Raw genomic sequence first — 22,861 nt, forward strand, 5'->3', positions numbered from 1 at the left:
GAAATATATGAAAGCTGTTTTACTAGTTGGACACGGAAGCCGGGATTCAGAAGGAAATGAGCAGGTAAGAAAAACAATAGAAGATTTAAAACCGCAACTCGACCGGGAGCTTTTAATCGAAACGTGCTTCTTAGAGTTTGAAACACCTACAATTGAACAAGGCATTCAAACGTGTGTTGAAAAAGGGGCAACAAGTGTTTTTATTATTCCAATGATGTTATTAGCAGCTGGACATTCAAAGATTCATATTCCAGCAGCCATTGATGAAGCAAAAGTAAAGTATCCAGAGGTTCACTTTACATACGGAAGACCTTTCGGAATTCACGAGGAAACGGTAGAAATTTGTAAAGATCGTTTAGAAGAAGTTGACGGTACCATAACAGAACCTGAACAAAACACGGCTGTAATTTTGCTGGGTCGAGGCGGCAGCGATCCAGATGCGAATAGTGATTTATATAAAATTGCTCGCTTATTATGGGAAAAATTAAATTATAGGTTAGTAGAACCTGCATTTATGGGTGTAACGGATCCATTAATTAAAGAAGGGGTAGAGCGCTGCATTAAATTAGGTGCGAAAAAGATCATTATATTACCATTCTTTTTATTCACTGGTATTTTAATTAAACGTCTTGAAAATATGATGGAAGAATTCGGAAACGAACATCGGAGTGTTGAGTTCAAGCTGGCCGGTTATTTCGGGTTTCACTCAAGATTAAAAACAATTATCAAAGACCGAATTGAGGAAACGTTGCAAGGTGACGTGAAAATGAATTGTGATACATGCCTTTACCGTATTGAAGCAATGGAGCATATTGATCATCACCATCATCACGATCATGACCATGATCATCACCATCACCACCACCATCATGAGGCACAAAAACTATGATTCTATTTTTAGCTGGAACGAGTGATGCAAGATCGTTAGCCATCATGATAAAAGAGGCCGGATATAAACTGCTGACGACTGTAGTTACTGAAAATGCCGGAAAGGAAATGAGGAAGGCTGGATTAGATGTGTATGTTGGCCGGCTGACAAGTGAGGATTTTGTGAGAGTTATAAGAGAACAAGGATTTTATGCGGTTGTCGATGCTAGTCACCCATTTGCGGAAGAAGCAAGTAAAAATGCTCTTTTAGCAGCGAAAGAAGCTGATATTCCATACATCCGCTATGAACGTGAATCACAATCATATGAAAATAACGGAATAACAATGGTCGACAGCTATGAGGAAGCTGCAGAAAAAGCAGCTGAAAAAAAGGGAGTTATTATGCTCACTACAGGAAGCAAGACCTTGCAGACATTTACTCAGAAACTTCTAAATCAGCCTGACACTCGTGTGATTGCCCGGATGCTGCCAAGAAAAGATAATATGGAGAAATGTGAGCAGTTAGGCCTGCCGCAAAAGGACATCGTTGCTATACAAGGTCCGTTTACAAAGGAGTTTAATCTTGCGCTTTACAAGCAATATGGAGTTACAACAATGATTACAAAGGAAAGCGGAAAAGCAGGGTCTGTTGATGAAAAATTAGAAGCTGCAATCGAACTTGGCATTGAAACGATCATGATAAAGAGACCAAAGATTAACTATGGAAATGCTTATTCGGATTTTTCGGATATCCTGGCACATATAAATGAAATTCTAAATAACCCAAAAATAAATGGATACATTGGAGGAAATTAAGATGGATTTTCGTACGGAATTTAAGCCTTTAACTGTACAGCCTCAAGAAATTGAGGGATTGAGTTTTAACATGATAGATTCAGAGTTTGGTGAACATGCTTTTACAGAACAGCAGTACAAGATTGTTCAGCGGGTTGTTCATGCTTCTGCTGATTTCGAATTAGGACATAGTATGCTTTTTCATGACGACGCCATCAAAGCAGGGATAAATGCCATCCGAAATGGTGAACAGGTTTATGCGGATGTTCAAATGATCCTAAGTGGAGTCAGTAAAGGGAGAATTGAAAAACATGGCGGAAGCGTGAATGTTTATATTTCCGATCAAGATGTAATGGAAGAAGCAAAACGATTAAATACAACTCGTGCAATCATTTCAGTGCGGAAAGCAATTAAGCAATTTGATGGCGGGATTTTCGCAATCGGGAATGCTCCAACTGCATTATTGGAATTAATTCGACTTATTAAAGAAGGAGAAGCAAAGCCAAGTTTAGTCATCGGGCTTCCAGTAGGATTTGTTTCAGCTCCTGAATCAAAAGAAGAGTTAGCAAAATTAGATGTACCTTTTATTACAAATATAGGTAGAAAAGGCGGTAGTACGATTACAGTTGCGGCTCTAAATGCAATCTCTCTTCTAGCTGAAAAGGATTAAACAATGGATGGAAAAGCAAAAAAGAAAGATAAAAAGGAGATGCGCTCTGGATATACAACGGGCGCATGTGCAACGGCTACAACGAAAGCGGCATTAATTGCATTAATAACAGGTATGCCCCAGGCTGAAGCAACGATTTTTTTGCCAGTCGGGAAATTTGTCACCTTTGAAATGGAAAGCTGCATCGTTGAGCCTGGTCTAGCTGAAGCCGGAACAATTAAAGATGCTGGTGATGATCCAGATGCGACACATGGTGCTTTAATTAAAGCTACTGTTTCTTGGTGTGAAAAACCTGGTATCACCCTTGATGGCGGTGTTGGTGTTGGCCGAGTTACAAAAGAAGGACTCCCAGTACCGGTCGGTGAAGCTGCAATAAACCCGGTACCGCGGAAAATGATTTATGAAACTGCTGAAGAAGTACTATCCTCCCATGGACTAATAAGAGGGATCAAAATTATTATTTCTGTTCCTGATGGTGAAAAAATGGCAGAAAAAACGCTCAATAAGCGACTTGGAATAATCGGCGGGATTTCAATTTTAGGGACTAGAGGAACTGTTATACCATTTTCTAGTTCTGCATACATGGCAAGTATTGTGCAAGCCATAAGTGTGGCACGAGCTAGTAATTGTGACCATGTTGTAATTACTACAGGCGGACGAAGTGAAAAATTCGGGATCAAACAATATCCTGATCTTGCAGAAGAGGCATTTGTTGAAATGGGGGATTTCGTCGGTTTTACATTAAAACAATGTAAACGTCAGGGGATTAAGAAAGTATCTTTGGTTGGAATGATGGGAAAATTCTCAAAAGTAGCACAAGGAGTCATGATGGTTCATTCCAAAAGTGCACCCGTTGATTTTAACTTTTTAGCAAATGTGGCTTTTGAAGCAGGTGTTAAAGATCAACAACTGATCCAAACAATTCGACAAGCTAATACTGCGTCACAAGTAGGTGATCTCATGCTTGAGCTTGGTTATAACGACTTTTTTACAATTCTTTGTGACTATTGCTGTACAGCTGGGTTAAAAGAAGCTGGCGGCGGGATTTCGATTGAAACAAGTTTGTACTCTATGAAGGGTACGTTACTTGGAAAGGCTGGGAAAAATGACAAAGAAGGTTAAGCTAATTGGAATAGGTGATGATGGAAAACAGAGTCTTCTTCCTATCTATGAAAAGTGGATTTATGAGAGTGAAATACTAGTAGGAGGGGAAAGGCAATTATCTTTTTTCAAAGATTATCAAGGTGAAAAAGTTACCATCAAAGGTAGTTTACCTTCGCTAGTTACATATTTGAGCAAAGAAACTAAGAGAATTGTCGTTTTAGCATCTGGTGATCCTTTATTTTATGGAATTGGCAGTTATTTAGCCAAGAAGCTTGATGTCGAAATTTATCCTTATATAAGCTCGGTCCAGCTGGCATTTGCAAGAATGAATGAGAGCTGGCAGGATGCCTTTGTACTAAGTGTTCATGGGAGAAGCATGAAAGGACTGGCCCAACGAATAAATGGGCGTAAAAAAGTAGCGCTGCTTACTGATGCTAAAAATACCCCTTCCGAAATTGCCCGATATTTACGTTCATTTAATATGAATGAGTACAGGGCATTTGTGGCTGAAAATCTCGGTGGTGAAAATGAACGCTGTGCTTTTTACGAACTTGAAGAAATGGAGAACCTCGAATTCTCGCCGCTTAACGTGGTCGTTCTGCAAAAGATATCTGAGAGTAAAACGTGGCAGTTTGGGATTGATGATGATGAGTTTTATCAAAGAAAGCCAGAAAAGGGATTACTGACAAAAAAAGAAATCCGAACGATCAGCCTAAGTGAATTAAAGCTAACAGAAAGCAGCATTGTTTGGGATATTGGAACATGTACTGGTTCTGTTGCAATTGAAGCTTGTTTAATTGCAAAAGAAGGACAGGTTTTTGCGATTGAAAAAAATGAACATGACCTTGAAAATTGCCGGCTGAATATGGTGAAATTCAAAACGGACTTTACTCTGATTCAAGGAAAAGCACCAAATCATTTAGAGGAATTTCCAGATCCTGATGCGATTTTTATTGGCGGTACTGCTGGGAGTATGGAGGATATTCTGACTGTTTGTTGTTCGCGTTTAAAAAAAGGCGGACGAATTGTGTTAAATGCAGTAACAATTGAAAATTTAATGCAAGCTGTTGATGGATTCAAAAGCAAAGGGTTTGAAACAAAAATTACACTTGCTCAGATTTCCAGGAGTAAACCGATTTTAAACCTCACACGATTTGATGCATTGAATCCGATTTATATTATTACCGCACAGCATACGGAAGGGGAACAGCCATGATAGGAACATTATACGGTTTAGGCGTAGGTCCTGGTGATCCGGAGCTTCTGACAGTAAAAGCTTTTCGAAAGCTTAAGGAATCTCCAGTGATCGCATACCCTAAAAAAAGAAAAGGCAGCAAAAGCTATGCCCAGCGAATTATTGATGTGTACATAACGCCGGGAGAAAAAGAGATGTTAGGTCTTGTTTTCCCAATGACAAAGGACCCTGAAATTCTTGAACGTGAATGGTCAAAAACAGTGGAGCTTGTTTGGGAAAAGCTAAAGGCAGGCAAGGATGTCGCGTTTGTTACCGAGGGTGATCCCCTTTTATACAGTACATTTATTCATATGATGAACCTTGTCAAGGTCCGCTATCCCGAAGTGAAAATTAAAACGGTGCCTGGGATATCATCAATTAACGGTGCAGCTTCAAGACTTGGTATTGCGCTTGCAGAAGGGGATGACCATGTCGCGATCATTCCTGCAAGAGACGACTATGAAGCTATGAAAAAAGTAATCATTGAAAATGACTGCATCATTTTTATAAAGGTCGCCAAAGTAATGGATTTAATGCTGAAAATTCTTCGTGAACTGAATTTACTCGACAAAGCTTCAGTTGTGACAAAGGTAACTTCAGATGAGGAGATTATATGGGACATTCAGGAGCTGGATCGAGCAGAATTGGAATATTTAACATTAATGGTGGTGAGAAAATAATGCAAATAACAATCATAGGTGCAGGACCGGGCGACCCGGATTTAATTACTGTAAAGGGATTAAAGTTACTTCAAGAAGCCGATGTTGTACTGTATGCTGATTCATTGGTAAGCACGGAACTAATAGAACGAGCAAAACCTGAAGCTGAGATTATCAAGACTGCAGGAATGCATCTTGATGAAATGGTTGAGATCATGGTTGATCGAGTTCATGAAGGAAAAAAGGTAGTGCGCGTCCATACAGGAGATCCAGCTGTTTACGGAGCAATCATGGAGCAAATTTCTATTTTAAACAAGAAAGACGTAAGTGTTGAAATTATTCCGGGAGTTAGCTCAGTCTTTGCCTCAGCAGCAGCCCTAGGTGCAGAGCTGACGATTCCTGAGTTGACACAAACAGTGATTCTAACTCGTGCTGAAGGACGTACACCTGTACCTGATGCTGAGAAGCTGAGAGATTTAGCAAAACACCATTGTACAGTTGCTTTGTTTTTAAGTGCTACGCTTACAAAGAAGATTGTCAAAGAATTTCTCGATGCAGGCTGGAGTAAGGATACACCAGTCGGGGTGGTCTATAAAGCATCATGGCCTGATCAAAAAATAGTAAGATCAACCCTCGAACACCTTGATGAAGATATGCGTGCCAACGGAATAAGAAAACAAGCGATGATTTTAGCAGGGTGGGCACTAGATAAGGATATTCATCAAAAAGATTTTAGGTCAAAGCTTTATGACAAAGCGTTCACACACGGATTTCGAAAAGGAGTGAAAGAATGACACTCGTCCTGGAAGAGGGAAAAAACGTATCGCTTGAACAAAATGGAACATATGCCATTGTAGCGATTACAAAGCACGGTGTTGAACTTGCTCGTACCTTGCATGCGAAATTTCATCAGACCGATTTATTTTATATGAGTAAATTTGAGAGAGGTGATGAAGAACGAAGAAATATTTCTCTTTTTGAAGGGAATGTGCGGCTTCTTCTTCCATCACTCTTTCAATCATATAAAGGAATCATCATGATCATCTCATTAGGTGCTGTCGTACGTATGATTGCACCTCTTTTAAAAGATAAAAAAACAGATCCGGCTGTTGTCGTTATTGATGACAAAGGGAAGCATGCTATTAGTGTGTTATCCGGGCATCTAGGAGGGGCAAATGAGTTAACTAAGGAAGTTGCTGATTTACTAGGTGCAGCACCTGTAATTACAACCGCATCTGACGTTCAAAAAACGATACCTGTCGATCTATTTGGGAGTAAGTTTGGCTGGGTTTGGGAAAGTGCAGAAAAATTAACTCCTGTCAGTGCATCAGTCGTAAATGAAGAACATGTTGCAATTATTCAGGAATCTGGAGAAAAAGAATGGTGGAATTACAATAGCCCCCTTCCGGAAACAATTAAAGTCTATCAATCGATTGAAGAAGCAATTCATGCTAAACCGAATGCAGCACTCGTTGTTACTCATAGAATTTTAAACAAGAGTGAAGAAGCAATTTTACATAACGGTGTTCTTTACCGTCCTAAAGTCATTGTTCTTGGTATTGGTTGTAATAGAGGTACTTCAATGGAAGAAATCGATCAAGTCATTCATGAAACACTAAATGAGCTGCATTTTTCGATTAAAAGTGTTAAAGCTATTTGCTCTATTGATCTTAAAAAAGATGAAGAAGGGATAATTGCTGTATCTCAAAAAAATAACTGGGAATTTAAATGTTATTCATCAGAAGAATTAAATCGTGTTCAAATTGCAGAACCTTCTGAGACGGTGTTTAAATTTACTGGCGCCTATGGAGTTAGTGAGCCAGCTGCCCGTTTGTACAGCGGTGCAGAATCTCTGTCGATTTGCAAGAAGAAATCAGGCAATGTAACAATATCCGTTGCAGTCATTTCCTTTTAGAGAGGTGGAATGTTAGGTGGCAGAACGAAGAATCGTGATCGCTGGTACCGGAAGCGGTGTCGGCAAAACAACTTTAACAATTGGGTTAATGTCCGCATTAATTAAAAGAGGTTTAACTGTACAAGGATTTAAATGCGGACCAGATTATATTGATCCATCCTATCATACCGCTGTGACAAAACGGATTGCCCGTAATTTGGATAGTTGGATGTTATCAAAAGATACAGTTGTTGATATTTTTACACATGGAAGCCGTGGAGCGGACATTTCAATTATAGAAGGGGTTATGGGCTTTTTTGACGGAAAAAACCCGAAAACGAATCAAGGAAGTACTGCAGAGATTAGCATGATAACGAGAACGCCTGTTTTGCTAGTTGTAAATTGTGCCAGTATGGCTCGAAGTGCAGCTGCCATTGTCAAAGGATTCCAAATGTTCGCAGATGGCCCTAGGATTGAAGGAGTTATAGCAAACAAAGTTGGAAGCGAAGGACACTTTAAACTGGTAAAGACGGCAATAGAACAAGAATGTCAGATTCCTGTTATCGGCTATTTAGGACGTGAGCTTGATATTGAAATACCAGAGAGGCATCTTGGACTTATTCCATCTATTGAAAGAGGAGATCTTGACCCTTTTTTTGATAGATTAGGAGAGCTTGTTCTTGAAACTGTCGACATTGATAAATTACTTGAAATATCTTTAGCTTCGCCGCTGAATAAAACCGAAACATCTTCGCTTTTTGAAAAAAAAGCAGAAAAAACGGTTAAAATTGCGGTAGCAAAAGATGCGGCTTTTAATTTTTATTATCCTGAGAACTTAGAAATCCTGGAGTCTTACGGTGCTGAAATTGTTTTTTTCTCGCCATTGGCAGACGAAGCATTACCAGCTGGTGTCAATGGACTTTATCTGGGCGGAGGTTTTCCTGAAGAATTCGCTCTTGCTCTCTCAAATAATCATATAGCAAAAGACTCCATAAAACAGGCGATTGAGCAAGGATTACCAACACTTGCTGAATGTGGAGGCTTTATGTACCTGACAGATTCAATCGAAACAACCAATAAAATCAGCTACCAAATGGCAGGAGTCATTTCCGGCGATGTAAAAATGCAATCAAAACGGGCTGCATTAGGTTACAGAGAAATTAGCGGACGAAAAAATAATTTTCTAATCGGTGAGAATGAAAAAGCAAAAGGTCATGAATTTCATTATTCAACCTTCCATTCTGAAAATAAAATAGAGTATGCATATGAAACTAAAGGCATGCGCGGTACGAAGAAAGAAGGTTATTTGAAACATAACCTGGTAGCAGGGTATACTCATTTTCATTTTGCTTCTAGTTCTGAAATGGTAATGAATTGGATAGAGAGGTGCAAGGAAATTAAAGCAAATGGGTAAAGCTGTTCAATCATTTTAAAATACGTTACGGCAATACCCAACCATCAGAAGGATATGGATCGCAGTTATCCTGTACCTAAAAATATCGAAATTTACAGAGAAAGGGAAGCACCAGTTTAAACGTCACCCATTCCATGTAAAAGGTTACTAAATTCATATGGGGTATTGAAGCTTTATGACAATCTTGCTCCACTCCTATTAGAATGTCGAAAAGGAAGAGTACTAATAAAGGAATATGACTATAGAGAAAAAAGAAAGAAGTGAGAAATGATCATGACAAAAGGATACGTTTATCTTGTCGGGGCGGGACCGGGAGATCCGAAATTAATTACAGTTTATGGTTTGGAGTGCATCCAAAAGTCTGACGTGATTTTATATGATCGATTAGTAAATAAAGAGCTATTAAACCATGCCAAAAACGATGCGGAATTTATTTTTTGCGGAAAGCTTCCCGGAAAACATGAACTTATTCAAGAACAAATTCATGAGCTTTTAGTTCAGTACGCACTGGAAGGGAAAACGGTGACACGTTTAAAAGGAGGAGACCCATGTGTATTTGGACGTGTTGGGGAAGAAGCTGAGGTGCTGGCTGCAAATGGTATAAAATATGAAATTGTGCCTGGCATTACCTCAGGTATCGCTGCCCCTGCCTACGCGGGAATTCCGGTTACACACCGGGACCACGCCTCTTCCTTTGCAATCGTTACAGGTCATGGCCGCGCTGAAAAGGAAGAGGATCATCTGAATTGGTCAGCCCTTGCTCAGGGAATAGATACAATTGCTTTTTACATGGGAGTAGGAAACTTACCTTATATTTGCAAAAAGTTAATCGAGCATGGAAAAAGTCAGGAAACCCCAGTAGCCGTTATCCAATGGGGGACAACGGAAAAACAGAAAACAGTCACAGGGAGCCTGAATACGATTGAAAAAGAGGCGGAGCTTGCACAAATAAAGCATCCTGCAATTATCCTTGTCGGTGATGTGGTTAAGTTAAGGGAGAAAATAAAGTGGTTTGAAGAGCTGGAATTATTAAAAGAAAATGATAAAAAAAAGGTGGGGGCAGCGTGTCAATCATAACGGAATTAAAAAGTCGCAGGGCAATACGTGACTATCGTGATCATGCCGTAGAAGATGAAAAGATTAAGAAATTACTGGAAATAGCAACTTGGGCGCCAAACGATCGGATGAGAGAGCCATGGGGTTTTTATGTAATAAGAGGTGAAGCTAAAAAAAGGTATGAGAAGCTGGCAGAAGAGTTTTTGCAAGAACGTTTTCCAACAAAACCGAATTTAGTACAAAGTTCCCTGAAAGTATTAAAGAACACACCGGTACATATCGTTGTTACTTCTGATATCGTTCCTGAGGATGAAGAAGCGTCTCGAGATAATGAATATGCAGTATGCTGTGCGATTCATTCAATGTGGCTGGCCGCGAAGGATCTAGGATTAGGATTTGTATGGCGGACAAGAGGCGTGGGGCTTGTTCATGATAAACGCATGTATCAGTTCATTGGTGCGCCTGAGAATAAGACGATAATAGGGAATATTTTTATTGGGTATCCAGATGAAGAGGCGTTAAAGAAGATGAAGACTTCCGCAAGAACATCCTTTGAAGAAAAAACGGTTTGGTTATAGAAAGAAGAGACAAGATGAAGGAAGAACTACAGGCTGAACCCAATTCTACAATGCGGCTGACTCTTGTTGGGGAAAAATTCAGGAAAACCTCCAATCTATTTAAGCGATGTAGATTATATTAATTGATTATGTATTTTTGTACTCTCTAATGGTTTGGCTGTTGGGAAAAAGGGGTTTTTGGCATGCAGGTGGGAAGAGGAAGGTGCAATGGCACGTTTGGCGAACTTGTTCAAGGCGTTTTATGTGAACGCCCGTTTTTAATATCGCTGCCTATACCAATTCTAAGGAGTAACGCTGTTTTTATTCCTCATAACAAGAAGGGTGATATTACTGGGCCACTCTCAAATACAAAAGCGGTAGTAGCATGCAAAAAGGTGTTTCAATGGTTTGATTTAAAAGGCGGGGGGCATTTGGAGGTTAACTCGAATATTCCGAGGGGTAAAGGATTGGCCAGTAGTTCAGCTGATGTTGTTGCTGCAATGAAGGCTGTTGCGGATAGTTACTCCATACCCTTGTCAGAAGAGATCATCTCACGGATTTCCAGTGAGATTGAGCCTACTGACGGTGTTATGTATAAAGATCTGGTTGCATACGACTACATTCATGGACAATTAATAGAGACGCTTGGTCCTTTACCATCCTTCGTTTTGATCGGAATGGATTTAGGAGGAACAATTAATACGCTTGAATTTAACAGACAGCCCAAACGATATAGCAAGGAGGATCAAGCCGTTTTCTTAAAGGCATATCATTTGGTTAAATTAGGAATAGAATTTCAGGATTTGTCTTTTGTTTGTCAAGCAGCGACACTAAGCGCCGGCATAAACCAAAAAATATTGCCTAAACGTTATTTTAGTGAATTTAAAAGCTTTGCTTCAAAGTACGATGGAGGACTTATTATCGCTCATAGCGGCACTGTTCTAGGGGTTTTATTGAATCCGTCTTTTGAGAATATTGGCGAAATTGCAGAAACAATTTCTAAACGTATTATCCAGTTGAGCAATCAGCCTAACATGAAACCTTTCTATTATTTTCATAGATCAGACTAGAGTAGACGAAACATAATAATTGTTCAATAAGTTTTGTTAGATTCTAGAAAATTTAAGATGGGGAAAATTTTTTAGAAAATAGGAGAGAGAAATTTTATGTTTTCTAAAGAAGAAAAAGATTCTATTTATAAAGTGATTTACAAGAGGAGAGATATTAGAAGCTTTCTGTCTGCCCCTATTTCTAAAGATATTATACATAGAATACTAAACGCTGCTCACCATGCACCTTCAGTTGGATTTATGCAGCCTTGGAATTTCATAATCATTTCATCTGATGAAATAAAAGAAAAATTAGCTTGGGCAGCAGACAAGGAAAGACGAGCATTAGCTATTCATTATGATGGGGAAAGAGAAACAAGATTTCTTGGTTTAAAAGTAGAAGGTTTAAAAGAAGCTCCAATCACAATATGTGTAACTTGCGACCCTGCAAGAGGAGGTTCACATGTATTAGGGCGAAATTCAATTCCTGAAACAGATATTCTTTCAACAGCCTGTGCCATTCAAAATATGTGGCTGGCAGCTTGTGCTGAAGGGCTTGCCTTAGGGTGGGTAAGTTTTTATAAAAAGAATGATATTCGTGACATATTAGATATCCCGCTGCATATTGATCCTATCGCTCTTCTAACTATTGGTTATACGGATGAATATCCGGAGAAACCTATTTTAGAATTAGCTAATTGGGAAAAAAGGCATCCTCTAGAACAGCTTATCTATGAGAATAAATGGGGGAAAAACAAACATCAAGGTGATTGAAACACATAATTATTTAGTAGTGAAGGTGGCCTAAGGTGGACTTAATAGGGAAAATGTGGTGTGAATCCAGAACTTTCCCCGCAGCTGTAAATGCGAACGCCTTAAAGCAGGCATAAATCAGGAGTTCTGCCTTTATTACTTCGGGAATTGAGAGGGCAGGACGAGAAGTGCTTTTGAGTGTATCCTTTTTTCTCGTTTTAGTTTTATTTTCGCTCATGGTTTAGGTGGGCGTTTTTATTTGTCTTAATTTCTGCATTTCGAATCAGAGGAGCTTTTTTTTTGAAGAATAGAGTTGATTTCAATTAAAAGACATAAGCAGGAAGCCATTGGGGTTTACAAACATATAAGCATTGTTATAGAAGAGGTTGTGAAACGAAATCCAGAAGTAATCGTCATTATGGACTTCAAGATGTATCAGCTATCGAAAACAAGCGTTTTGTGGTTCTTCCACTAACAGCAGGTGCAGAGGGAATTCGCGGCTCTCAAAGCACTTAATACATTAGCAATGGCATTTTATCCTGAAAAATTCGAGTGAACAAGGGAGTAAATGATGTATTGGATAAATAAACAAGGTGGCATGCCATGGTATTGTCATCCTCTTTCTTTTTCCTATTTATAAGTATATACTGAGGGTATGAAAAGGAGGTGAATGCAGCAGATGATCTTAGAATTTACACATGATTTGGCGCCATATTTATCGCTGTTAAGCTTATTCTTTACTGTAGCAGCCATGTTTGCTTTCGGCTACTTGCTGAATCAATCATTAAAGAAGCATCCGTCTTTAAAGCCGGTCATGAAAAAAGAGCAGGAGAATCAATTTTCCTCGCAGCGGATGCAAAATGAAACGAATGCCATATCTTTATGGATTACCAGACAAATGAGACGGTATGATTCAGGTGATGATGTACCATCTAATATCCTTCTTGGAAGTTTAGCTCAAAATGGAAAACACCAAGGAGGATTTAAATGGAAAAGAAAGCTGCATTCATTTCACGGAAAACATTACTCATACTGTTAGGAATTACACTGCTGATTTTACTGAGCGGCTGCCAGCAGGCAAATGGAAACATTCAGGATATTACAGGCCAGACACCTGGTTTTTTTAATCACTATTTTGTGTATCCCTTCTCTGTATTGCTTACAACATTTGCGGACTGGTTTCAAGGAAGCTACGGATTTTCAATTATCCTGGTCACGCTGCTGATCAGATTCGTGCTTCTGCCATTTGCTTTAAAGCAATCAAAAGATCAGATGCATATGAAAGGCAAAATGGAAAAAGCACAGCCTGAATTAAAAGCACTGCAGGAAAAAATGAAAAAAGCAAAAGATGCTGAAACAAAGACGAAGCTTCAGCAGGAAACGATGAAGATTTATCAAAAGCATAATATTAATCCGCTGGCTACTTTGGGAGGGTGCTTGCCTCTTCTTATACAGCTGCCGTTTCTGACAGGCTTTTATTATGCCATTCAAAGAACTCCTGAAATCGCAGAGCATTCGTTTTTATGGTTCAATTTGGGCAGTCCTGATTTAACATTGACTCTTTTAGCTGCCGGGATCTATTTTTTACAGTCAAGAGTTACATTAATAGGTCTTGATGAGGCGCAGAGAAAGCAAATGGCGATGTTCAGCTATCTGTCACCAATCATGATTGGTGTATTCTCTCTGACAGCACCTGCTGCATTGCCTCTATACTGGACGATCGGCGGAATCTTTGTCATCCTTCAAACATTGCTTACAAAGAAGCTATTTCAAGCAGAACCAAGCTCATTATCAGTGGCTAAATCATAACACCCAGGGCCAATTCCAAGTGAATTGGCCTTTTTTGCTGCTTAAAAAAAGGGTTTGCTGCTTATCAGGCAGAATGTAATAGATGACATATATGAAAACTACTAAAGGAGTAACCAGATGAGATCAGATGTGTTTCAAAAAACAATCACAAAAGTAATTGATGTTAATCTGTCCTACCTTTTAAAACTTCCAGCAGGATATGAAGAAGGAACTGGAGAGGTACCGCTTGTTTTGTTTCTTCACGGAGCCGGGGAACGGGGAACAGATCCAGAGCATGTAAAAAAAATAGGTCTGCCGGAAGTCGTTGATAAAGGAGACTATCCGTTTATTCTCCTTGCACCTCAATGTCCAATTTCCACTGCAAGGAGAGCAAATTGGATCATGGAATTAGATGGTGTGTCTGCACTTCTAAAAGAGGTTATTAAAACGCATCGCGTCGACCTCAAGCGAATATATTTAACAGGGATGAGCATGGGAGCTTATGGGGCTTTTGAGCTTGCATCAAGGATGCCTGATCTATTTGCTGCATTAGCGCCTATTTGCGGGGGAGGATGCCCTGAAAAAGCAGAGCGGTTAAAAGAAATTCCAACATGGATCTTTCATGGGGAAAGAGACGATGTTATCCCAATCAGGGAAAGCTTGGATATGGTGAATGCTATTAAAACTGCGGGAGGGAATGTAACGTTTACTTCTTATCCTGAAGCAGGTCATGACTCTTGGACGGCTGCCTACAATAATCCTGAGTTTTTTTCATGGCTTCTGAAGCAAAGTAAATAAAAAAGGAGACGCTGTAAAAACAGTCGTCTCCTTGCGTTTTGAGGCGAAAAACCACATGACCACATTCATGTGTGCGGAAAACCGCATGTCTTTCGACTTACACAAATCAGCTCATCGCTCTAGTAATATACCATTTAATCCATCTGTACACAAGTTTTTTTTATGAAAATAAATGCTGATTGGAGGTAAAGCTTTATGAATTTAAAAAAATTCACCAAAGATTTTAAAGAATTCTCATTGGAACATGGCTGGAAAGTCGTGATGCATAAAGAACACGAGCTTTTCAGAAGCAAGGATAAATATGCGATTATTGATGCCGAAGATGATGTGCTCTTAAAGTTTTACCTTGAAAATGAGGATGTCGTTTGCTTTAAGAAAACCATTTGGAATTTGGACTGTAAAATAAATAGCGCTACAAAAGTGATTACTGTTTTTAATGAACCGGAAGTTTTTGATGAGTAGTATTCCTTCATTGATTGGATTCTTTTTCGCGAAACAGCAGCTGAAAAATCTATTTTCCATTTTTAAAAATACAATTTATGTTGACAAGCTCATGTCTAAGATGTTTAAATTATCTATAAATTAATGGAACGTAACGTTGATGGGAAGCAAAGTAATCTTATTGTCACTGTTTTAGAGAGCTGATGGTTGGTGGGAATCAGTACATACAAAAAAGATGAATTTCGGTCCCTGAGTTTTAATTTCGACCTATTGGAAGGGATTAACGGGTTGTCCCGATATAGACTTCAGAGCCGGAGAATGATTTTATTCTCAACTAGGGTGGTACCGCGATGAATAGTCGCCCCTATATTTTTATAGGGGCGGCTTTTTTGCGTTTTCATTAATAATACAGAAATATTAAAGAGGTGCAACATGAAAGAAAATCAGCAGTGGTCTTCAAAACTAGGATTTATTTTATCTGCAGCAGGATCTGCAATCGGACTTGGAGCGATTTGGAAATTCCCGTATATCGCAGGGGTAAGCGGCGGGGGTGCGTTCTTTTTCATTTTCCTGTTGTTCACGATCCTGCTTGGATTGCCTTTACTGCTTGCAGAGTTTGCAATCGGGCGAAGCACACAAAGTGATGCGATTGAATCTTATAAAAAAATTGCACCGGATTCAAAATGGTATTCTATTGGATACCTGGGCATGATAACATGCTTTATTTTGCTCTCTTTTTATAGTGTCATTGGCGGATGGATCATTTTATATTTAGTTAAAGCGATATCAGGAGAACTGAATGGACTTAATCAGCAGCAGTTTGGGGAGTTATTTGGTGCTACGATTTCAAATCCGCTGCTTAGCGTTGGAGCTCATCTTGTATTTATGATCATAACCATTGCCGTTGTTGCAAAGGGTGTACAAAATGGGATTGAACGTACAAGCAAATTTATGATGCCGGCCTTATTTCTATTATTTATAGTGCTGATATTCCGTTCGATTACACTAGAAGGTGCAATGGAAGGTGTACAATTTTTATTTTATCCTGACTTTTCAAAATTAACTTCTGAAGTCATTCTTGCAGCACTTGGACAATCCTTTTTCACACTAAGTGTGGGTGTTTCAGTTATGCTTACCTATAGTTCATACTTGCCAAAGGATTCGAATTTGCCGCAATCAGCGTTCTCGATTGTAGGTATGAATATATTTATCGTTGTTATGGCAGGATTAGCTATTTTCCCGGGAGTCTTTTCATTTGGACTGAAGCCTGATGCAGGTCCTGTCTTATTATTTAATGTACTTCCGACCGTTTTTAATCAAATGACATTTGGAATGGCATTCTTCGTTGCCTTCCTGCTGCTTTTCTTATTTGCTTCACTAACATCAGCCTTTTCGATGCTTGAAATTATTGTATCTGTGATTTCTAAAGGTGATGCTGACAAACGGATTAAATGGTCGTGGATCATTGGAATGCTTATATTCGCAGTTGGAGTGCCATCTGCTTTATCCTTTGGAATCTGGAGTGAAGTAAGCATTTTCGGAAAATCAATTTTTGATGCAGCCGATTATTTGGTCAGCAATATTCTGATGCCGATTGGCGCTTTGCTGATCTCCATCTTTGTTCCTTTGAAAATGAAAAAATCCATGCTTTACTCAGAACTTGCTAACGGTTCGTCTTTATCTAAAGGACTCTTTAACATTTGGTTCATTTTAATGAGATATGTAGCTCCAATCGCTATTTTCCTCGTTTTGCTGGATGTTTTGGGAATCTGGAAACTGCTTTTCCGATAAATCAGTTCTATTCAGCTGGCCCTCCATATGTTAAAATTGGTAAAATTCAGCCTATGGAGGGAATAACCTTGGAGCACTTATCATTATTTATCATCATGTCTATTTTATTAATTTTATTGCCTGGACCTGATACAGCCATCGCTACTAAGAATACTATTACTGGCGGGAGGGCAGGAGGAATGAAAACAGTGTTCGGGACTTTGACAGCACTTTTAATTCATACTTTTGCAGCTGTATTAGGTTTATCAGCACTTATTGTCAAATCAGCTTTTCTTTTTTCAATCCTAAAGTACGCGGGAGCTTGCTACCTCATTTATTTAGGACTTAAATCTTTATGGACTTTAAAAAAACCGGGCAGAATACAAGATAGAGAAGAACAAAAGCCTGAAGCAAAGCAAGTCAACTGTTACAGGCAGGGATTTTTGACAAATCTCCTAAACCCTAAGGTAGCTGTTTTCTTTTTAACCTTTTTGCCGCAATTTTTGGAGCCGGGATCGAATACTTTTACACAGTTTATGATTATGGGATTAACGTACACAATTCTTACATTTATTTGGTTTATTATTTATATATACTTGATTCATCAATTGAGTGCTTTCATGAAAAAGCCTGCTGTACAAAAGTGGATGGAAGGCATAACCGGAGCAGTACTCATTGGATTTGGCATTAAATTAGCAATAGAAAGAAAGTAAAGACATCATTTACGGTGTCTTTTTTATGTTTGGCTGCACATCTGGCTTGCTGAAAAATACTTTTAGCACAATAGGTACCAAAGAACCAATGCATTTTTTACATTTCCGCTCATTAAATCAATTGAAATAATTAATTTAATGGATTTTTTTCAGCATCTGGAGATTTATCTTTGATTATTTCTTCATTGTAGGATTTATAAAAGTCGTCGTGTTTTTTTATGTATCAACTAAAGGAATTTCCTTCTTCTGTCAAATCAGATAAGATTATATATTGTGTCATGTCTATTGCCTTTCTCACGACTTTTTTCATTGCTCAGAATATTAAAGAGCATTTAAAAAATGGACTTGCCTTTGTACATTCATTTGCCATTTCAGTTTGGCATTCCAATCCTGCTTATTTTAATTTTATTGATAAAAACAAAAGTGATGAATGCGAAAACATCTGCTTAAAGGTTGCAAATTAAGTGCCAGAAGAGTAGACTTTGAATCATAAAATAAAAAATAAAATAATGAAAGCGGGAGCTTGTGGAATCAGGCTGAGAGTACGGCTATCTGCCGTAGACCGAATGAACCTGTTGGATAATGCCAGCGCAGGGATGTGATTCAGGGATACATATGAGCACTTTGCCGCGGCAGAGTGCTCTTTATTTTTTGGGAGGGAAAAAAATGCTGGAACCTAAAACGATTGATGCGATTCTAGAAAAATTAAGAAAAGAAAAACCATTGGTGCACAATATTACAAATGTTGTGGTAACGAATTTTACAGCAAATGGCCTGTTAGCAATCGGAGCATCGCCGGTAATGGCTTACGCCAAGGAAGAAGTAGCGGATATGGCGAAAATTGCAGGGGCACTTGTATTAAATATTGGTACCTTAAACGAAGAAAATGTAGAAGCGATGCTGCTTGCAGGGAAATCTGCCAATAAGCATGGCGTGCCAGTCATTTTTGATCCAGTTGGTGCAGGCGCAACAAAATACCGTACAGAAACGGCGCAAATAATCGTAAGGGAACTGGACATCGCTGCAGTTAGAGGGAATGCGGCTGAAGTGGCAAATGTCGTTGGTGAGAGCTGGTCGATAAAAGGAGTCGACTCCGGTGACGGCAAAGGAGACTTAATCGCACTTGCTGTAAAAGCTGCAAAGCAGTTAAACACGATTGCGGTCATTACAGGAAAACAAGATATTGTTTCAGATGGAGAAACAACATATATATGCAAAAATGGTCATTCTCTTCTAACAAAAGTAACAGGTGCAGGCTGCTTGCTCACCTCTGTTATCGGCGCATTTTGCGCGGTTGAAAAAGACTATGTTCGTGCTTCTGCTGCAGCATTAGCGGTTTACGGGAGTGCTGCCGAACTTGCAGCTGAAGGAATTGAAGGCCCCGGAAGCTTTCAAATCGAGTTTTTAAACAAGCTTTATAACATTTCAGCAGATGATATTCAAAAACTTTCTGCACTTGAGGAGGTTTACCATGTCAATCTCTAAAGCACTGACGATTGCAGGCTCTGACAGCGGCGGGGGAGCAGGAATTCAAGCGGATTTAAAAACGTTTCAGGAATTGAATGTATATGGAATGTCTGCCATTACAGCGGTAACCGCTCAAAACACACTAGGGGTGCATGGTGTATTTCCATTAACTTCAGACGCGGTTATGCAGCAGATTGAAGCGATTGGCTCAGACTTTGGAGCTGATGCCATTAAAACCGGTATGCTATTTAATAGTGAAATTATTGAAGCAGTCTCTGAACAAATAAAGAGGTTCAATTGGAGCAAAGTGATTGTAGATCCCGTCATGATAGCCAAAGGCGGTGCTTCATTATTGCAGGATGAAGCAGTGGAAGCATTGAAAAATCATTTGCTGCCGCTTGCTTTGGTCGTTACTCCTAACATTCCAGAAGCTGAAGTGCTGACGGGTTTAACCATTCACAATCTCGATGATCGTCAGACTGCAGCCAAAATCCTGCACTCTTTCGGCGTGAAAAATGTTGTGGTTAAGGGGGGACATGCTGAAAACGAGGAACAGTTAGTAGATTTGTTATTTGATGGAACAGAGTTCAGCTATTTTACAAGTGAACGTATTCATACAAAAAATACGCACGGAACAGGCTGTACCTTCGCAGCTGCCATCACAGCCGAGATCGCAAAAGGAAAGTCAATTTATAATTCGGCAGAAACCGCCGTTGCATTCATCCGGGAAGCGATAAAAGAAGATCTTAAATTAGGACAGGGCCATGGACCTACAAATCATTGGGCTTATCAAAAGAAAAAAAGGGGACCTTTGCATGTGGAATGAGGAAGTTCGTGCGAAACTTCAGCTTTATTTTATTATGGGCAGCACAAACTGTACGGAAGACCCTGAAAAAGTCCTGTTCCAAGCAATAAATGGAGGCATATCCATGTTTCAGTTCCGGGAAAAAGGAACAGATGCTTTAACAGGAAGCGAAAAAAAGGACCTGGCAAGAAAACTGCAGAAACTTTGTAAGAACCATGGAATACCATTTATCATAAATGATGACATAGAACTTGCTCTTGCACTAAATGCAGATGGAGTTCATATCGGGCAGGATGATGAAGATGCCCGAACTGTAAGAAAGATTTTAGGCGAGGGAAAAATAGTTGGTGTCTCAGCCCATACCCTTGCAGAAGTAGAGAAGGCTATCGATGATGGAGCCGATTATATCGGAGCAGGGCCAATTTACCCTACGCTTACAAAAACAGATGCAGAACCTGTTAAGGGGACTTCTCTTCTTGAAGAAGTAAGAAACTGCGGCATTTTGATTCCGATTGTAGGAATTGGAGGCATTACAGCTGAAAATGCGCGTGCAGTTATTGAAGCAGGTGCTGACGGGGTCTCGGTGATTACATCGATAAGTCTTGCTGAAGATGTCTATAAAAGCGCGACTGCTTTGAAGAAATCTGTATCTTGAATAGGAGAGTAATAGAAAACGTGCAAATCATGATGATCATTTGCACGTTTTCTTATTGTTTGGATTTTTTAACGGCGATCCAGCTCGATTTCTTTTCCGATTCCGAAACATTAAATCTAGTATGGATCTTCTGTAAATTTCTCATGAATACTAGAGTACTGGAATATTAAGACGGTTCAGAAGGATCCTGGGAAAAGACATAGAATATAAAATGAAGAAGTTCCCTAAATTTTTTATAATAATATTATGTAAATTGGAGCGGGTTAAATGATTAAGCACTTAAACCACAAAGAATACAGCACAGCAGAAAAAATTCTGAGAATTCAAATCCCAGCCTACCAAATTGAAGCTGATTTGATAGGGTTCAGAGATATCCCCCAGCTTAAAGAAACAGCAAAAGACATAGCTGATTCAGAAGAAACCTTTATAGGCTGCATAATCGATAATGAAATACGCGGAGTTCTATCTTATGAAAGGGATGCAGAGACTCTGAATATTTGCAGACTAGTCATACATCCAAATTATTTTCGATTAGGGATCGCTTCAACTTTGCTTGATTATTTTTTAAAACAGAATACAAATAATAGAGTAAAAGTATCTACTGGCACAAAAAATATCCCGGCCATAACACTTTATCAATCATTTAAATTTATGAAAACAGGAGAGATTGAAGTTGCGCCTGGAGTAAGTATCACTGTACTTGAAAAATGGAGAACAGATTAAATTCTGTTCTTTTTTTTTGTGAATAAATGGAAAGGAAGAATAGGTATGATGTGCTAGAATTCATTCTTGTTTTTAGAAAATGCATAGGAAGGAATGACTGATTTTTCAGAAGTCATTGACATTGATAATCATTTTCAATTAATATTCATGTATATTCACTGACAAGACAGTAAGGAGCTGAATCATATAGAAAACGTATATGAATTTCAAACCAGCTTAAAATTTTGCTGAGAAAAAATTTTTAATTTTTTTAAATGAGAATGATAATTATTTTCAAAAAAGAAAGGTGATTGTTCATGCTAACAAATGAATTTTATTTAAGCAGCCAGCGTAAGAGAGAATCAAATGCAAGATCTTATCCGCGCAGAATTCCAATCGCGATCAGTGAGGCAGAAGGGATTTATGTGAAGGATGTTGAGAATAAAACCTACATAGATTGCTTGGCAGGAGCAGGTACTCTTGCACTTGGACATAATCATCCTGTTGTTATAGAAGCGATGGAAAATGTGATAAAAGGCAAGCGTCCGCTTCATACGCTGGATATTACTACACCAATGAAAGAGGAGTTTGTGGAGGAACTGTTTGACGCTCTTCCGAAAAAATTTGCTGAACATGCAAAAATCCAATTTTGCGGACCATCAGGATCAGATGCTGTTGAGGCCGCTATGAAGCTCGTGAAAACAGCAACCGGCAGAGGCGGCATGCTTTCTTTCCAAGGCGGATATCACGGCATGACAAATGGCTCTCTTAGTCTAATGGGAAACCTTGGTCCTAAAAGCAAAATACCCAATTTAATGTCAGACGTACACTTTCTTCCTTATCCATATTCATACCGCTGCCCATTTGGCATTGGGGGAGACGACGGGGCGGCAATCGGCTCTACATTTATTGAGCGCACTCTAAACGATCCTGAATCCGGTATTGTGAAGCCCGCAGGCATGGTCATGGAAATCGTGCAAGGGGAGGGAGGCGCCATTCCAGCTCCTGATGAATGGGTGAGACAAGTACGGAATATTACTAAAGAACAGCAAATTCCTCTCATTATCGATGAAGTGCAGACTGGATTTGGACGCACCGGAAAAATGTTTGCCTTTGAACATGCTGACATCAATCCTGATGTTGTTGTTCTTTCAAAAGCAATCGGCGGAACCCTTCCTTTAGCGGTTGTTGTCTATCATAAAGATCTTGATCAATGGGAACCGGGAGCGCATTCAGGCACATTCCGCGGAAATCAGATTGCGATTGCTGCCGGAACAGCAACAATGAAATTTATAAAGCAGGAAAAGCTTGAAGAACAGACAGCTCTGCTTGGAGAGTTTTTAATGCTCCGTTTGAAACAGATGAAGCAAGAAGTATCATCTATAGGAGATGTTCGGGGATTAGGACTGATGGTTGGCGCTGAAATTGTAGATAAAACAGCGGCTGCAGATGCCATCGGAAGTTATCCTGCTCATCCAAAGCTCGCGAAGCTTATTCAGCAGGAATGCTTCAAACGGGGCCTTATCCTAGAGCTTGGAGGGCGCTTCGGCAGCGTGGTTCGTTTCTTGCCGCCGCTGATAATTACAAGAGAACAGCTTGACACAGTATGTGATATATTCTTCGATTCTGTTAAAGCTGCAGAAAGAACACTCAGCCCAAGTTTAGTTTAG

At 39.4% G+C, this 22,861-nt stretch carries 25 protein-coding genes, 2 riboswitches and 1 other annotated feature; all 25 genes read left to right on the forward strand.

Going from position 1 to position 22,861, the window contains the following annotated elements; genetic code table 11:
* Positions 1–7: 7 nt before the first annotated feature.
* The 25 genes from QFZ72_RS13710 to QFZ72_RS13830 all read left to right on the forward strand — a co-directional run bounded on the left by QFZ72_RS13710 (position 8) and on the right by QFZ72_RS13830 (position 22,861).
* A complete protein-coding gene (locus QFZ72_RS13710; RefSeq protein WP_307434108.1) occupies positions 8–889 on the forward strand; it encodes a sirohydrochlorin chelatase in 882 nt (293 codons plus the stop codon).
* A complete protein-coding gene (cobK, locus tag QFZ72_RS13715) occupies positions 886–1,683 on the forward strand; it encodes a precorrin-6A reductase (protein WP_307434110.1) in 798 nt (265 codons plus the stop codon). The genes QFZ72_RS13710 and cobK overlap by 4 nt, the downstream gene beginning before the upstream one ends.
* Before the next feature lies 1 nt (position 1,684).
* Positions 1,685–2,332, forward strand: coding sequence for a precorrin-8X methylmutase (locus tag QFZ72_RS13720; protein ID WP_223435463.1), 648 nt, complete (start codon positions 1,685–1,687; stop codon positions 2,330–2,332).
* 3 nt (positions 2,333–2,335) lie between these two features.
* Entirely contained in the window at positions 2,336–3,454 is a 1,119-nt protein-coding gene (locus QFZ72_RS13725; RefSeq protein WP_307434113.1) for a cobalt-precorrin-5B (C(1))-methyltransferase, read from the forward strand.
* Positions 3,438–4,652 carry a precorrin-6y C5,15-methyltransferase (decarboxylating) subunit CbiE gene (gene cbiE, locus QFZ72_RS13730; protein ID WP_307434114.1) on the forward strand — a complete coding sequence of 405 codons (1,215 nt, stop codon included), beginning with the start codon at positions 3,438–3,440 and terminating at the stop codon, positions 4,650–4,652. Before QFZ72_RS13725 ends, cbiE begins: the two co-directional genes overlap by 17 nt.
* Entirely contained in the window at positions 4,649–5,350 is a 702-nt protein-coding gene (cobI, locus tag QFZ72_RS13735) for a precorrin-2 C(20)-methyltransferase (protein ID WP_307434116.1), read from the forward strand. The genes cbiE and cobI overlap by 4 nt, the downstream gene beginning before the upstream one ends.
* Complete coding sequence (gene cobM, locus QFZ72_RS13740) at positions 5,350–6,123, forward strand: precorrin-4 C(11)-methyltransferase (RefSeq protein ID WP_307439766.1); 774 nt, start codon at positions 5,350–5,352, stop codon at positions 6,121–6,123. Before cobI ends, cobM begins: the two co-directional genes overlap by 1 nt.
* Entirely contained in the window at positions 6,120–7,244 is a 1,125-nt protein-coding gene (locus tag QFZ72_RS13745) for a cobalt-precorrin 5A hydrolase (protein WP_307434117.1), read from the forward strand. Before cobM ends, QFZ72_RS13745 begins: the two co-directional genes overlap by 4 nt.
* 16 nt (positions 7,245–7,260) lie before the next feature.
* Positions 7,261–8,637, forward strand: a complete 1,377-nt coding sequence (locus tag QFZ72_RS13750) for a cobyrinic acid a,c-diamide synthase CobB (RefSeq protein ID WP_307434119.1) — start codon at positions 7,261–7,263, stop codon at positions 8,635–8,637.
* Between the two features lie 273 nt (positions 8,638–8,910).
* Positions 8,911–9,714, forward strand: a complete 804-nt coding sequence (gene cobA, locus QFZ72_RS13755; protein ID WP_307434120.1) for a uroporphyrinogen-III C-methyltransferase — start codon at positions 8,911–8,913, stop codon at positions 9,712–9,714.
* Positions 9,702–10,271, forward strand: coding sequence for a nitroreductase family protein (locus QFZ72_RS13760; RefSeq protein WP_307434121.1), 570 nt, complete (start codon positions 9,702–9,704; stop codon positions 10,269–10,271). The genes cobA and QFZ72_RS13760 overlap by 13 nt, the downstream gene beginning before the upstream one ends.
* Before the next feature lie 182 nt (positions 10,272–10,453).
* Positions 10,454–11,320 (forward strand): GHMP family kinase ATP-binding protein, encoded by an 867-nt coding sequence (locus tag QFZ72_RS13765; RefSeq protein WP_307434122.1) that lies wholly within the window; start codon positions 10,454–10,456, stop codon positions 11,318–11,320.
* A gap of 96 nt (positions 11,321–11,416) precedes the next feature.
* The gene (gene bluB / locus QFZ72_RS13770) at positions 11,417–12,073 is read left to right on the forward strand and encodes a 5,6-dimethylbenzimidazole synthase (protein WP_307434124.1); all 657 of its coding nucleotides are present in this window, start codon (positions 11,417–11,419) and stop codon (positions 12,071–12,073) included.
* A 6-nt stretch (positions 12,074–12,079) separates the two neighbouring features.
* Positions 12,080–12,221, forward strand: a riboswitch (cobalamin riboswitch).
* A gap of 144 nt (positions 12,222–12,365) precedes the next feature.
* Entirely contained in the window at positions 12,366–12,527 is a 162-nt protein-coding gene (locus tag QFZ72_RS29785; protein WP_307434126.1) for a hypothetical protein, read from the forward strand.
* Between the two features lie 204 nt (positions 12,528–12,731).
* Positions 12,732–13,091: a hypothetical protein gene (locus tag QFZ72_RS13780; protein ID WP_307434127.1), complete on the forward strand. Its 360-nt coding sequence runs from the start codon at positions 12,732–12,734 to the stop codon at positions 13,089–13,091.
* On the forward strand, positions 13,040–13,861 hold the full coding sequence (gene yidC / locus QFZ72_RS13785; protein ID WP_307434129.1) for a membrane protein insertase YidC: 822 nt from the start codon (positions 13,040–13,042) through the stop codon (positions 13,859–13,861). The genes QFZ72_RS13780 and yidC overlap by 52 nt, the downstream gene beginning before the upstream one ends.
* A 117-nt stretch (positions 13,862–13,978) precedes the next feature.
* Positions 13,979–14,638, forward strand: a complete 660-nt coding sequence (locus tag QFZ72_RS13790) for a carboxylesterase family protein (RefSeq protein ID WP_307434131.1) — start codon at positions 13,979–13,981, stop codon at positions 14,636–14,638.
* A gap of 195 nt (positions 14,639–14,833) precedes the next feature.
* Entirely contained in the window at positions 14,834–15,100 is a 267-nt protein-coding gene (locus QFZ72_RS13795; protein ID WP_223435439.1) for a hypothetical protein, read from the forward strand.
* Between the two features lie 127 nt (positions 15,101–15,227).
* Positions 15,228–15,448 (forward strand) — a binding site (T-box leader).
* Positions 15,449–15,511: 63 nt separating this feature from the next.
* A complete protein-coding gene (locus tag QFZ72_RS13800; RefSeq protein WP_307434134.1) occupies positions 15,512–16,870 on the forward strand; it encodes a sodium-dependent transporter in 1,359 nt (452 codons plus the stop codon).
* A gap of 68 nt (positions 16,871–16,938) precedes the next feature.
* Positions 16,939–17,562, forward strand: a complete 624-nt coding sequence (locus QFZ72_RS13805; RefSeq protein WP_307434136.1) for a LysE family translocator — start codon at positions 16,939–16,941, stop codon at positions 17,560–17,562.
* 505 nt (positions 17,563–18,067) lie between these two features.
* Positions 18,068–18,176, forward strand: a riboswitch (TPP riboswitch).
* Between the two features lie 52 nt (positions 18,177–18,228).
* The gene (gene thiM, locus QFZ72_RS13810; RefSeq protein ID WP_307434138.1) at positions 18,229–19,047 is read left to right on the forward strand and encodes a hydroxyethylthiazole kinase; all 819 of its coding nucleotides are present in this window, start codon (positions 18,229–18,231) and stop codon (positions 19,045–19,047) included.
* Positions 19,034–19,855: a bifunctional hydroxymethylpyrimidine kinase/phosphomethylpyrimidine kinase gene (gene thiD, locus QFZ72_RS13815; protein ID WP_307434140.1), complete on the forward strand. Its 822-nt coding sequence runs from the start codon at positions 19,034–19,036 to the stop codon at positions 19,853–19,855. The genes thiM and thiD overlap by 14 nt, the downstream gene beginning before the upstream one ends.
* Positions 19,845–20,489: a thiamine phosphate synthase gene (gene thiE / locus QFZ72_RS13820; protein WP_307434141.1), complete on the forward strand. Its 645-nt coding sequence runs from the start codon at positions 19,845–19,847 to the stop codon at positions 20,487–20,489. Before thiD ends, thiE begins: the two co-directional genes overlap by 11 nt.
* Positions 20,490–20,756: 267 nt before the next feature.
* Positions 20,757–21,212, forward strand: coding sequence for a GNAT family N-acetyltransferase (locus QFZ72_RS13825; protein ID WP_307434143.1), 456 nt, complete (start codon positions 20,757–20,759; stop codon positions 21,210–21,212).
* Between the two features lie 296 nt (positions 21,213–21,508).
* Positions 21,509–22,861 (forward strand): aspartate aminotransferase family protein, encoded by a 1,353-nt coding sequence (locus QFZ72_RS13830; protein WP_307434145.1) that lies wholly within the window; start codon positions 21,509–21,511, stop codon positions 22,859–22,861.

The organism is Bacillus sp. V2I10 (assembly GCF_030817055.1).
Classification (GTDB): domain Bacteria; phylum Bacillota; class Bacilli; order Bacillales; family Bacillaceae; genus Bacillus_P.

Coding starts and splice junctions, on each gene's coding strand:
- QFZ72_RS13710 (WP_307434108.1), top strand. CDS start 8: ATGAAAGCTGTTTTACTAGTTGGACACGGAAGCCGGGATTCAGAAGGA.
- cobK (WP_307434110.1), top strand. CDS start 886: ATGATTCTATTTTTAGCTGGAACGAGTGATGCAAGATCGTTAGCCATC.
- QFZ72_RS13720 (WP_223435463.1), top strand. CDS start 1,685: ATGGATTTTCGTACGGAATTTAAGCCTTTAACTGTACAGCCTCAAGAA.
- QFZ72_RS13725 (WP_307434113.1), top strand. CDS start 2,336: ATGGATGGAAAAGCAAAAAAGAAAGATAAAAAGGAGATGCGCTCTGGA.
- cbiE (WP_307434114.1), top strand. CDS start 3,438: ATGACAAAGAAGGTTAAGCTAATTGGAATAGGTGATGATGGAAAACAG.
- cobI (WP_307434116.1), top strand. CDS start 4,649: ATGATAGGAACATTATACGGTTTAGGCGTAGGTCCTGGTGATCCGGAG.
- cobM (WP_307439766.1), top strand. CDS start 5,350: ATGCAAATAACAATCATAGGTGCAGGACCGGGCGACCCGGATTTAATT.
- QFZ72_RS13745 (WP_307434117.1), top strand. CDS start 6,120: ATGACACTCGTCCTGGAAGAGGGAAAAAACGTATCGCTTGAACAAAAT.
- cobA (WP_307434120.1), top strand. CDS start 8,911: ATGACAAAAGGATACGTTTATCTTGTCGGGGCGGGACCGGGAGATCCG.
- QFZ72_RS13765 (WP_307434122.1), top strand. CDS start 10,454: ATGCAGGTGGGAAGAGGAAGGTGCAATGGCACGTTTGGCGAACTTGTT.
- bluB (WP_307434124.1), top strand. CDS start 11,417: ATGTTTTCTAAAGAAGAAAAAGATTCTATTTATAAAGTGATTTACAAG.
- QFZ72_RS13780 (WP_307434127.1), top strand. CDS start 12,732: ATGATCTTAGAATTTACACATGATTTGGCGCCATATTTATCGCTGTTA.
- yidC (WP_307434129.1), top strand. CDS start 13,040: ATGGAAAAGAAAGCTGCATTCATTTCACGGAAAACATTACTCATACTG.
- QFZ72_RS13790 (WP_307434131.1), top strand. CDS start 13,979: ATGAGATCAGATGTGTTTCAAAAAACAATCACAAAAGTAATTGATGTT.
- QFZ72_RS13795 (WP_223435439.1), top strand. CDS start 14,834: ATGAATTTAAAAAAATTCACCAAAGATTTTAAAGAATTCTCATTGGAA.
- QFZ72_RS13800 (WP_307434134.1), top strand. CDS start 15,512: ATGAAAGAAAATCAGCAGTGGTCTTCAAAACTAGGATTTATTTTATCT.
- thiM (WP_307434138.1), top strand. CDS start 18,229: ATGCTGGAACCTAAAACGATTGATGCGATTCTAGAAAAATTAAGAAAA.
- thiD (WP_307434140.1), top strand. CDS start 19,034: ATGTCAATCTCTAAAGCACTGACGATTGCAGGCTCTGACAGCGGCGGG.
- thiE (WP_307434141.1), top strand. CDS start 19,845: ATGTGGAATGAGGAAGTTCGTGCGAAACTTCAGCTTTATTTTATTATG.
- QFZ72_RS13825 (WP_307434143.1), top strand. CDS start 20,757: ATGATTAAGCACTTAAACCACAAAGAATACAGCACAGCAGAAAAAATT.
- QFZ72_RS13830 (WP_307434145.1), top strand. CDS start 21,509: ATGCTAACAAATGAATTTTATTTAAGCAGCCAGCGTAAGAGAGAATCA.